Origin of the sequence: Psychrobacter sp. (assembly GCF_018260395.1) — a bacterium.
Lineage (GTDB): Bacteria > Pseudomonadota > Gammaproteobacteria > Pseudomonadales > Moraxellaceae > Psychrobacter.
This window is the reverse complement of record NZ_JAGLBC010000082.1, coordinates 1-11,064: the sequence shown is the minus strand read 5'-3', so window position 1 is coordinate 11,064 and position 11,064 is coordinate 1. Positions and strand designations below refer to the sequence as shown.

The following is an 11,064-nucleotide window of genomic DNA, read 5'->3' as shown; positions in this document are numbered from 1 at the left end:
TATAGGACTGACACAAAATTTAAAAGGTGAGCAACCGCTAATCATTGTTATGCAATAGCTGGGCAGTGGTTCTTGAGGTGCTATAAAGACCTCCTAGTCGCCTTCATATAGCTGAAACAGTCTCCATTGTATCAGCTATCATTAAAAATAATCAAAATAAAGCAGAATACCTTAAATATAATCGATTTAGTGCAAACATAATCGTTTTATGTCAATATGACCTTTAAATAATCTATTAAAATCGGTTTGACACTCTGCCATGACATTAAAACTCTATTACGCATCTGATGACTTCCATAAAACCGATGACCCAATTGGTATTTTATGGATGATTAAAAAAACGAAGATCACCCCAGCACTTCCAATCTATAGCTCAAGTTGCATTAGCACGCGTCGCCAGCAAATTATCCAAGATGGGTTTGAGCATAAGATTTATCCTGAACAAAACCGTCCTGAACCCACTATATCTGCCCATTTACAGTTTCACTTACGTCATGAGATTATTCACTTTGAATTTTTAGCTCGATTATTCCGTAATATTGATGGTCATGTCATACAAGATTGGATCGATAGTGAACCTACAGGACAATATGCCAGACGATGTGCATTTTTATATGAGTTTTTCACTGACAAACTGCTTACTGTTCCCCCATCTATTGGTGGCAACTATGTAGACGTACTTGACTCAACTAAGCTCGTTACCACCTCAAAAGAACGTAGTGAAAAAGACAAAAGATGGCGTGTTAATAATAATATCGCAGGTAATAAATACTTCGCACCGATGTTGGTTAAAACAGACCTATTCCAATCAGCATCAAATTTAGATATTAGTCATATGATTCATCAATTAACCGATGAATTTGGGGAGGAGTTACTCACTCGCGCCTCAGTCTGGATTACGCTCGGTGAAAGTAAAGCCAGTTTCGCTATTGAGGGTGAAACTAGCCAAGTCAAACGTATTGAACGCTTTGCCGACTTTATGGCTAGAAATATTGGCAAAAGCGAAACGCCGTTTTCACCTGAGACATTAGCAGACTATCAGCAAGCATTATTAGGGGACTCTCTACTTACTCATTTTGGGGTTCGCAAGTCTCCGGTGTTTATTGGTGAATCTCGTATGGGTTATAAACAAATCGTCCATTATATAGCGCCGCCTTATCGGCAAGTAGGTAATATGCTTAACGGTTTAAATGCCTTTATGCATAGCACTCAAGGGCAGTCCTCTATTATGCGCAGTGCGGTTATTGCTTTTGGCTTAGTCTATATTCATCCTTTAGCAGATGGCAATGGAAGACTACATCGGTTTTTGTTTAACGATATATTAAGGCGTGATGGTATCACTACTGACCCTATTATTATTCCTATCTCCAAAGCTATTATTGATAACTCCAGTAGTAAAAAAGAGTACAGTGAGATCCTAGAAACGATATCAAATCCGTTGATGCAGAGCTTAAAAGCGTCTTATTATTTTTCATCAGATCGCACCAAATATGAAGATGGTGTGTCGTCCAATTTGGTTATTGAAAATAGTGAAGAAGCTGACCCTGTATGGCGATTTATGGATTTGACCGCTCATGTACACTATTTATCAAAACTTGTTGAACATGTTATTCAACATCATATGTACTCTGAGTCTACCTATCTACAACAGCATGATAAAGCGCGTGAGGCGATTAAAGAATTTATTGAGATGCCGAATGATTATGCCGATAGAATAATACGCAGTTTTCAGAAAAATAAGGGTCAAAAATCAAATAAGTTGGTTAAAGAAATACCCAAGCTTGCTGAAGGTGATTTCTACGATAGGATCCTTGAGGTTTTAAGAGGGATTTTTAATTAGCAGGTATTTTTGGTTGACTAATTCAAGGTCTATTTACAAGGTCAGTGAGCATACCTAAAGCTTTAGGTTCAAAGAATTAGTAGCTAATCTTGCTTGTAGGTTAGAATGATATTTAAAACCCGACTCAACTATATCTCATTCTTTTAAGTAATGTTAAACGTTGCCCTAAAAATCGGTTTGCCTTGAGTTGCGAAAAGCAAAATCTATGCCAAAAACCCAAAAAAAACCAAAGCTAAGACAAGCTAAGGTGGCTTTATAAAACAAATCCAAACCCAAATCAAGACTTTTCTTACTTCGCCTACGCTTCTTATATTGATTTTTTATCCCAATCACCCTGATAAGTATCTAATCTCTCATACGCTGTCGTATTAAATAACAATACTTAGCACCGGCTTTTAATTGACCTGCAAAGTCAGCCAATTGCTAATTATTCACTCCAATTGTTTTTAAGCAAAATAAATTTTTCTATTACACCAAAATTTGAAATAGGTTTATATATAAAACAATAAAAACCACCTTAACTAAAAGATAGCTAAGGTGGCTTTCATAGTACATTAGATTGCTATTATGTTAGTACAATCTTATTAAAATACTTACTGCATAACAAGGTATTCAAAAGCTGACAATGCCGCTTTTGACCCCTCACCCATAGCAATATTGATTTGCTTAAAGGGTACAGTAGTCACATCACCTGCTGCAAAGATACCACGGCGATGAGTTTTACACGCCTCGTCAATTTCAATCTCACCAAAGCGGTTTACATCCACAAAACCTTTCACAAAATCTGAGTTGGGTATCAGACCAATCTGAACGAATACCGCAGACAAGTCTTGTTCTTTGGTAGCCCCTGTTGTGCGATCTTCATAAATGATCGAAGTCACTTTACCGTCTTTTGCTTTAATTTCTTTAGTTGCCGCTGAAGTAATTATATTGATATTTTTAGTCTCTTTGGCTTTATTAATCAATACTTGATCAGCTTTTAAATTGTCAGCAAATTCAAATACAGTCACATTTTTGACGATACCGGCCAAATCTAGAGCCGCTTCGATACCTGAGTTACCGCCACCGATCACAGCAATATCTTTACCTTTAAAGAATGGACCGTCACAGTGAGGACAGTAAGCAACACCGCTACCGATGTTTTCCTCTTCACCTGGCACGTTAAGTTTACGCCACTGAGCACCTGTTGCAATAATAATACTGCGTGTTTCAAACTGCTCACCAGTATTTAACTTAACGCTATAGTTTGCATCTTCAGTTTCACTCAGCTCTTTAACACTAACGTGCTCTTTGACTGTGATGTCATATTCAACCAAGTGCTTTTCGAAGTTTGCTGATAGCTCGTTACCTGTCGTTAATGGCACAGAGATTAAGTTTTCAATTGCTTGGGTGTCTTTAACTTGACCACCAATACGATCAGCAACAATAGTCACTTTAAGACCTTTACGGGCGCTATAAATTGCAGAGGCAACACCAGCTGGACCACCACCGATAATGGTTACATCTTGACGCTCTAACTGCTCAGCATCGTCTTCACTTGGCGCTGCCAATAGATCAGGATATTGATCTTGTAATTTATCAATGATACGTGCGGTGTCAACCTTACCATTTAAGAAAGGTTTACCATTTAAAAATACGGCTGGCACACCTTGAATATTATTGGCTTCTACCTGCTCTTGGAATAAGGCGCCATCGATCATCTCGTTGCTAATACCGTCATTTAATAAGGCAAACTGGTTCAATGCCTGCACAACTTCTGGACAGTTGTGGCATGACAATGACACGTAAGTTTGGAACTTAAGAGGATGAGCAATACGCTGTACCATTTTCTGTATGCTGTCATCGAGTTTGAGAGTATGACCACCGGCTTGTAAGATAGCTAAAATCAATGAGGTAAACTCATGGCCACCTGGAATACCACTAAATACGATACCTGTGTCTTGACCTTCAGTAGCAACCTTGAAGCTAATTGGGCTAGGTAGGCTAGCATCAGTGGCAGTTTCATCAAAGTTAATTTTGTCGGTTGTTCCAGCAATCTGCTTTAAAAAGTCTATTAATTCAGCTTTTTTGGCATGGTCACCTTGACCAATTACAAAGCTGATCGAGCGAGTCATGTTTTCGCTATAACTTTTTACGGCATCTAATAAACCTTGGTCTAGCATTGTAAACTCCTTATGTGATATTTTTGGATTAAGTATGATATTTAATGGTTAGTATGTGATAGTCTTTGATACTAAGTAACTATCAAAATCAAAAGCGATATTTCTGAAAAAAGTGATATATTTGAAAAAAGCGATATTAATTAATATTTTTTATTTTTTATGTGTACAACAGAGCTTTAAATAATAATTTTTAGCATTAACTTAGCTGTTTGTTGGTTGGTCATTCTTATATTATCGGTATGATAGGATAAAACAACAAGTTGATAAATCTAAACGCTTTGATTGATAAAACTAAACGATAATAAATTATAGTTTTAAATTACAAAATCACTTAGCTTGTTATTAGATTTATCACGCTTAATAATCCTACAATATATTATGTCCTCAAAAAGGCTTTAAACTTTGCAGCAATAAGCAGTTTTAGATATGGTTTTTAGCTTTTAATTTGGGTACAATTTAGAAAAGATTAAAAACAAAGATAACGTTTTACTCCCCTTAGACTGCAATTTTATAAAGATTTTACTTGTGTGCTTTGCTGTCTAAATTAAGTCAAGAAAACTATTAAAAGGATAAAATTATGTTTCATGAACACCGTGATCTAATCTCTGAACTTAAAAACACAGATACCCATTTTCAAAAGATGTTCAAAGAGCACAATGACTTAGATAATCAAATAGACAAATTAGAAAACGATGTCGTTAAGTCAGTAAGCCGTGAAGATGAAATTGAGGAAATGAAACGTCGCAAACTTCTTCTTAAAGACCAAATTGGCCGTTATTTGGAAGAAAAAAGCCAAGAAAAGTAAGTAACGAAATTAAATAGTTTGAGACTCTTGACATGCTGATCATAGGGTTATATTTAAAACTATTTGTTTAGCACCTATAATAAAGCCCTGCTTATTGTGTAGGGCTTTATCATTTATTCGCAATCTACAGCTTATATTTACGTTAGTTAACGGGCACTATCATGTTGTGTCTACTTATTAACTCTTTTTTTATGTTAATATAGCTTCGAGAGACCTCATATTGGTCTTACATATTTTCATTCTCTTTCTTCTACAATAATATTAATAATATAACTTATTCTTTTAATGTCTTTTTTTATTATTTAAGATCGACTTTAGACTAGTGATGATCATCATTTCACTAGCACCAATTAAATACAAATAACTCATACGGTATCATATGACCTGGAACGATCCTAACGCACAACAAGAAGCTCAAAACTACGACAATCCTATTCCTAGCCGTTTGCTAATTTTGCAAACTTTGGCAGATGAGGGTGAGCTTACTCACAAACAACTGGCAGAATCATTTGGTATTAATAGTGAAGACCAATTTGATGCCCTTGGCAATCGTTTAAAAGCGATGACTCGTGATGGCCAAATAAACCGTGATGGTAGACCTTATAAATATCGTGCAGTAACCAAACAAGATGTGGTTACTGGCAATGTTTCTGCTCATGCAAAAGGGTTTGGCTTCGTAATTTTAGATGATATGCCAGACTTATTTTTGCACGAAAAACAAATGCGCTGGGTATTTAATGGCGATACAGTAAATGCTATTGGTACCACTACTGACAATAGAGGCCGTACAGAAGGTCGCATTGTTGAGGTTATTGATCGTCAACAAACCCATTTTATCGGCACTCTAGAAAAAGATGATGAGGGCTATACGGTTTCTTTGGCCAGCCCAAATAATCATCAGCCTATTACGGTCACTGAGGACAACGTTAAAGCGGTGAATGCTAAGCCGGGCGTTGCAGTAAAAGTAGATATTATTGATTGGCCCACTCAGCATGAATTTGCCACTGGTAAAATCGTTAATGTGATGGACGATGACAATGACCGTGAGGTTATTATTGAGACCACATTACTAAACTATGATATTCCAAGCGAGTTTAGTGCTGGAGTTTTAAAACAAGCCAATAGTTATAAAGAGCCTACGCCACAAGACTTTAAAGGTCGTACTGACGTGCGTGATTTGCCCTTAGTCACTATCGACGGTGAAGATTCTCGTGACTTTGATGATGCGGTATACGCCGAAAAACGTCAGGGTGGTAACTACCGTGTGGTGGTAGCCATTGCCGATGTCAGTCACTATGTAACCCCAAACTCAGCACTCGATCATGAAGCGTTCGAGCGGGGTACTTCCGTATATTTCCCGCACCATGTGGTACCGATGCTTCCTGAAGTATTGTCTAACGGTTTGTGTTCGCTAAATCCAGGTGTTGACCGTTTATGCATGGTAGCCGATATCAAGTTATCGCGTGCCGGTAATATTACTGGTTATGAATTCTACCCTTCAGTGATGCACTCTCAAGCCCGTTTGACTTATAACCAAGTCAATGATTACTTTGATGGAAATATGGATAACGTACCAGATTCTTTAACGGACAATAAAGACGTTAAAAAAGCTGTCGATACCATGCATCAGCTCTACAAAGTTTTGGTTAAAAAACGCGAAGAGCGTAATGCCATGGAGTTTGAAACACCTGAAACTTTCATTAAGTTTAACGAAGAAGGTGGCATTGATGCTATCGTTCCACGTACACGAGGCGACTCGCATAAACTGATTGAAGAATTGATGCTATTGGCCAATACCTGTGCTGCGAACTTTGCCTTAAAGAATGAGTTGCCTGTATTGTATCGCAACCATGATAAGCCAGATTCTGAAAAGTCGCGTATGGTTCATGAGTATGCGAAGAACTTTGGTATTAGCTTCCCTGAAGAGAATCCAACGCAGGCCGATTATAAGCGTATTATTGAAGCAACCAAAGAGCGTCCAGATGCTGTTAGTATCCACAGTATGCTTCTACGTTCTATGATGCAGGCGAATTACTCGCCTGATAACATAGGTCACTTTGGTCTAGCGTATGATGAGTATTCACACTTTACCTCACCCATTCGTCGTTACCCCGATTTAATGTTACATCGTGCCATTAAGTCTAAAGTTACCGGTAAAAAACAGCCACAAATGGACTTTACGTTAGAGGAAGCTGGGCAACAAACTTCAGACACGGAGCGTCGTGCTGAAAAAGCCTCTCGCTTTGTTGAGAGTTGGTTGAAGTGCCATTACATGAAAGATCATGTCGGCGAAGAATTTGATGGTGTAGTTACTACGGTTACCAATTTTGGTTTATTTATTAACTTAACTGATCTGTTTATTGATGGTTTAGTTCACATCTCTAATGTTGGTAAAGACTTCTTTGTTTATGATGAAAAACAGCAGCAGTTGATCGGTCAAGATAAAGGCATGATTTATGGACTAGGAGATCTGGTGCGAATTAAAGTTGCTGCTGTCAATATGGACTTATTGCAGATTGATTTTGAGCTAATAGCTAAGCTTAAAGCCAGTGCCATGAACCAGACCAAAAAAGACACTAGAAGCAATGGCAATAATCAGCCAAAGCAAACCAGCCAAGATGGTCAAGCTATAACTTCAGATGACAAAAAACCCTCTCGTCGTCGTAATAGTCGTGGCCGTGGTAAGCCTAAGTCTTAAGCACAACTATTGATGTGCTATTAATCGCTAAAATATTACAAAAAAAAGAGTTGTCCATTTAATTGGGCAACTCTTTTAGTTTAGTGAACACCAATTTATCGATATTTTACAAACAAAGCTCTGCACTAATTGGCAGATGATCTGATAGCTCAGACCAAGGCTTACCTTTATGTACCCATGCGCCCTTTACCTTTAGATTACGGACATAAATACGATCTAAACTAAGAACTGGTAACTTAGCAGGAAAAGTAGGCAGTAGTTTATTATGAATTTCCATAAAAGTTTCGGTCATATGTAGTTCGTCTGCCAACTTTTGACATGACGTCTTTTTCCAATCATTGAAGTCACCTGCCAGTATGAGCGGTCTACTTTGGTCAATCGTATCGTTTACATAAGCGGCAATTGCCTTATACTGCTTTTCTCTATCATTCTCAAGCAAGTTCAAGTGTGCACATAGCACCACAATAGGTTCATCCCAACCTTGAGGTAATACCTCACAGTGCAATACCCCTCTTTGCTCAAGCTTATTTACTGTTATATTGACATTATGCTTTGGATCGAGGGGATGACGGCTTAGCACGGCATTGCCATGGTGACCATTGCCATACTCTGAGTTTTTTCCATAAATATTTTGGCAATCAAGAAACTCGCCGAACCATTCATGCTGAGATTGATTTGGGTATTCATTATATTTAAGCATGCGCTTAAGATTCTGACCTTGTACTTCTTGCAAGCACAAAATATCAGGGTTTGCTTGCTTTAAAGCTTGACCGATCTTTTGGGTCACAACTTGACGATTAAACTGCGACATTCCTTTATGGATGTTATAGCTGGTAACGATAATATTTTTCATAGTTTAAGTCGTACAAATAAATTTTGAATGAAGGATAGTAAGCGGTATCCGATACTTGAATTACTTTAACTATAGCTTAGCCATAGGTCTTGTTTAAATATTCTATGATATCCTTAGATTCAAAAATTTTAGTACCTGTATTCGGGTCAATTAAATAAGGAACTTGAATTTTACCATTCATAACTTCATCCATGATGCGCTCACGCTTGCCCCCTTTAACAGGTTTATATTTCCCTATACTCAGATGGGTTTTACTAGTGCCAATATCTTGAATTTGCTCTCGTGCGACATAATGATTGATATAGCTGATTTCAAGTTGACATAATGTCTCTCTAACCAACCTACAAAAAGGGCTCGCTTCAAATCCATACAGTTCTATCAATTGTTCAGGACGTCCTCGAGCTTCATTCTTCTTTGGATGAATTGCTTTCACACCCCGCATCATTGATACTAAGCTAGCGCCTGTGTTAAATATTCCAACACCTCCCTTTTGTAACCTATTCGGTTGAAAAAGTTTTGGGGTACGCCCTTGTTTGGAGTAATGTTTAAATAAGTAATCTATAATATCTTGCGACTCTGGCAAACTTTCACCAGTATTTTGATCAATTAAGAATGGTACTTGTATCTTATCTATCTTCATCTCAGCAAGTTTGGCTTGCAACTCATTTCGGTAGATTTGACCTTGTTTAGGGCTTGGACGACTCTCATAATCGAGATTGAGATGAGTCATAGCCTCGCGTACGCGGCGACAAAATGGACAGGCTTCAAATTCATAAAGTATTAAAGGCTTTTCTGGTTGCATGGGATGAGACGTGCCCATCATGCTAAGCCCGCCACGCATTAAAGTGGATAATAGTGATTGTGAGCTTTTGATTTGATGAACCACTTTGTTATTTGCAACAATCATTATGATATCCTCGTCTAAAATATTTATTATTATTAATTTGGCTTATTATTGCGCCAACTATTCTTCATTATAGTTTATCTATATGAACATTATGCTACCTAAAGTCAGTTATCGATGACGCATATGTAGCAATCAATATCACCATAGAAGTTAATGATTGCAACCTATCAGCGAATATAAAAAGACGCCAATAGCTTTATAACCCACAAAGAAGTCATAACAATTGGCGTCTGTAAATTAAAAACATTTTAAACTATGTACAGCATGCTGTAGCTCTAATATCGGGTTACTAAAGCAACCGGCAAATCATTACCCATCATATCTTCTGGCATAAATACTACTTTACCACCGTTATGCATAACTTGTTCTATCACTTCCCCAATCGCATCATCCGTTACGCCTTCTGCAGTGGTATCATCGACTATGGTTAATGTTTGCGCTTTTTCATCTATAATAGCAGGTACCATATAGCCTTTACGCAGATATAAGGTCTCACCAGCACCCTGAAAGGCAGCGCGGTAAATTTCTTGTAAGTCAGTACGTAACATATCAGCACCACGGGCTTTATCAATTTCGCTCAAAGCCGCTTTATGTAGTGAGGTACGATAATCTTCTACCGCTTCTTGTACACCATCTACAATATGTTGTGCGCTACCTGTTTCTAACTCGGTTACGTTAGATACCGCACCAATGATATTCTCTGGACGATCACATACTTCCTTGTAATAGCTGATGTTACGATTATCCCCTACTATAACCAATGGCATCTTATGCTCACCCCATAGTTCTTGAACACTTTTATCGATGCGGTTAAAGTATTCTTTTAGATAGCTATCTTCATTGTTAGCAGATCGATCCGAACCGCCATCACCTGTTTTATAGAGACTATTATTTTCAATAGGAAAGGCAATATTGACCATATTTTGCTGTTCAGAAGAATGTTCATCAAACTCTTTAACCACACGATTGTTGACTGCCTCAATTAGACGCGCCTGGTCGCGACCGAGTACCACCAAATAATAATGTACAGCACTTGCCATATCACGAATTAAATCACGCGTAGCAAAATGCTCATCAATTATCACTCGCTCTTTGGCATCAAAGGGGAAACGAATCACTTGCACATCTTCAGTATTAGCAAAGATAGCTAGGGTATCTAAATTATAATTATGGTCTAAATCATCAATTTTAGCGTGAATGTTCTCTAAAATAGTCGCAGCTGTTTTTTTATCGTATTCATTTTCAATACGCTCTTCGGCTACTTTAAGCTGGTTTTTGAGAGCGATAGGGTCTTTTTCATTGTCTGGGTGTTTGCGATGGGTTTTTACAAAGATACTTACGGCTGGATGGGCGGTGGTTTCTCGCAGACTTTTCAAAGTTGCCTTCATAAAATTATCCTTTTTATAGTGTGTTTATTTAAAAAATGAATCATTAATAAACGAAGCTTAAATAGCTTTTTGTTTTTCATAGCCGTTTAATAATCAAATCTGACTGTTTTTATTCTCAATTAATAAGCTAATTTAGGTTAGCTTAGATTAGTTAAATTTATTAGATGCATTTAACTTGTATTCATTGAACCATATTATCAATGAATTTCCTTGCCATCTATAAGGGTATTGTCGGTTCTTGTCCTGCTTATGTAACGATTACTAACTGGCCTATAAGAAGCTTGAAAACTATTATCTTTATCGCAATTATTAAAAAATAATGTCTCACTCTATTAGCAACCCTTTACATAATTTTTTAAAAATATGCTTTAATTATTAGGGCGTGTTGAACATTCATAATTTCAGCCAAAT

7 protein-coding genes are annotated in these 11,064 nt (G+C 37.4%); 3 read left to right on the top strand and 4 right to left on the bottom strand.

The window, feature by feature from the left end:
- Positions 1–259 precede the first annotated feature (259 nt).
- Positions 260–1,840: a Fic family protein gene (locus QZ265_RS07300; RefSeq protein ID WP_296404860.1), complete on the top strand. Its 1,581-nt coding sequence runs from the start codon at positions 260–262 to the stop codon at positions 1,838–1,840.
- Positions 1,841–2,433: 593 nt separating this feature from the next.
- Here QZ265_RS07300 and ahpF read toward each other — a convergent pair.
- Positions 2,434–4,002 carry an alkyl hydroperoxide reductase subunit F gene (gene ahpF, locus QZ265_RS07295; RefSeq protein WP_296404859.1) on the bottom strand — a complete coding sequence of 523 codons (1,569 nt, stop codon included), beginning with the start codon at positions 4,000–4,002 and terminating at the stop codon, positions 2,434–2,436.
- 577 nt (positions 4,003–4,579) lie between these two features.
- On the opposite strand from ahpF, the gene QZ265_RS07290 reads away from it, so the two are divergent.
- Both QZ265_RS07290 and rnr read left to right on the top strand, forming a co-directional pair.
- A complete protein-coding gene (locus QZ265_RS07290) occupies positions 4,580–4,807 on the top strand; it encodes a DUF465 domain-containing protein (RefSeq protein WP_296404857.1) in 228 nt (75 codons plus the stop codon).
- A gap of 379 nt (positions 4,808–5,186) precedes the next feature.
- On the top strand, positions 5,187–7,505 hold the full coding sequence (gene rnr, locus QZ265_RS07285) for a ribonuclease R (protein ID WP_296404855.1): 2,319 nt from the start codon (positions 5,187–5,189) through the stop codon (positions 7,503–7,505).
- Positions 7,506–7,611: 106 nt separating this feature from the next.
- Here the strand turns inward: rnr and QZ265_RS07280 are convergent, their stop codons facing one another.
- The 3 genes from QZ265_RS07280 to QZ265_RS07270 all read right to left on the bottom strand — a co-directional run bounded on the left by QZ265_RS07280 (position 7,612) and on the right by QZ265_RS07270 (position 10,653).
- On the bottom strand, positions 7,612–8,358 hold the full coding sequence (locus QZ265_RS07280; RefSeq protein ID WP_296404853.1) for an endonuclease/exonuclease/phosphatase family protein: 747 nt from the start codon (positions 8,356–8,358) through the stop codon (positions 7,612–7,614).
- Between the two features lie 76 nt (positions 8,359–8,434).
- Positions 8,435–9,265 (bottom strand): glutathione S-transferase N-terminal domain-containing protein, encoded by an 831-nt coding sequence (locus QZ265_RS07275; protein WP_296404852.1) that lies wholly within the window; start codon positions 9,263–9,265, stop codon positions 8,435–8,437.
- A 275-nt stretch (positions 9,266–9,540) separates the two neighbouring features.
- A complete protein-coding gene (locus tag QZ265_RS07270) occupies positions 9,541–10,653 on the bottom strand; it encodes a hypothetical protein (protein WP_296404850.1) in 1,113 nt (370 codons plus the stop codon).
- Between the last annotated feature and the right edge of the window lie 411 nt (positions 10,654–11,064).

Coding starts and splice junctions, on each gene's coding strand:
- ahpF (WP_296404859.1), bottom strand. CDS start 4,002: ATGCTAGACCAAGGTTTATTAGATGCCGTAAAAAGTTATAGCGAAAAC.
- QZ265_RS07270 (WP_296404850.1), bottom strand. CDS start 10,653: ATGAAGGCAACTTTGAAAAGTCTGCGAGAAACCACCGCCCATCCAGCC.
- QZ265_RS07300 (WP_296404860.1), top strand. CDS start 260: ATGACATTAAAACTCTATTACGCATCTGATGACTTCCATAAAACCGAT.
- QZ265_RS07290 (WP_296404857.1), top strand. CDS start 4,580: ATGTTTCATGAACACCGTGATCTAATCTCTGAACTTAAAAACACAGAT.
- QZ265_RS07280 (WP_296404853.1), bottom strand. CDS start 8,358: ATGAAAAATATTATCGTTACCAGCTATAACATCCATAAAGGAATGTCG.
- QZ265_RS07275 (WP_296404852.1), bottom strand. CDS start 9,265: ATGATTGTTGCAAATAACAAAGTGGTTCATCAAATCAAAAGCTCACAA.
- rnr (WP_296404855.1), top strand. CDS start 5,187: ATGACCTGGAACGATCCTAACGCACAACAAGAAGCTCAAAACTACGAC.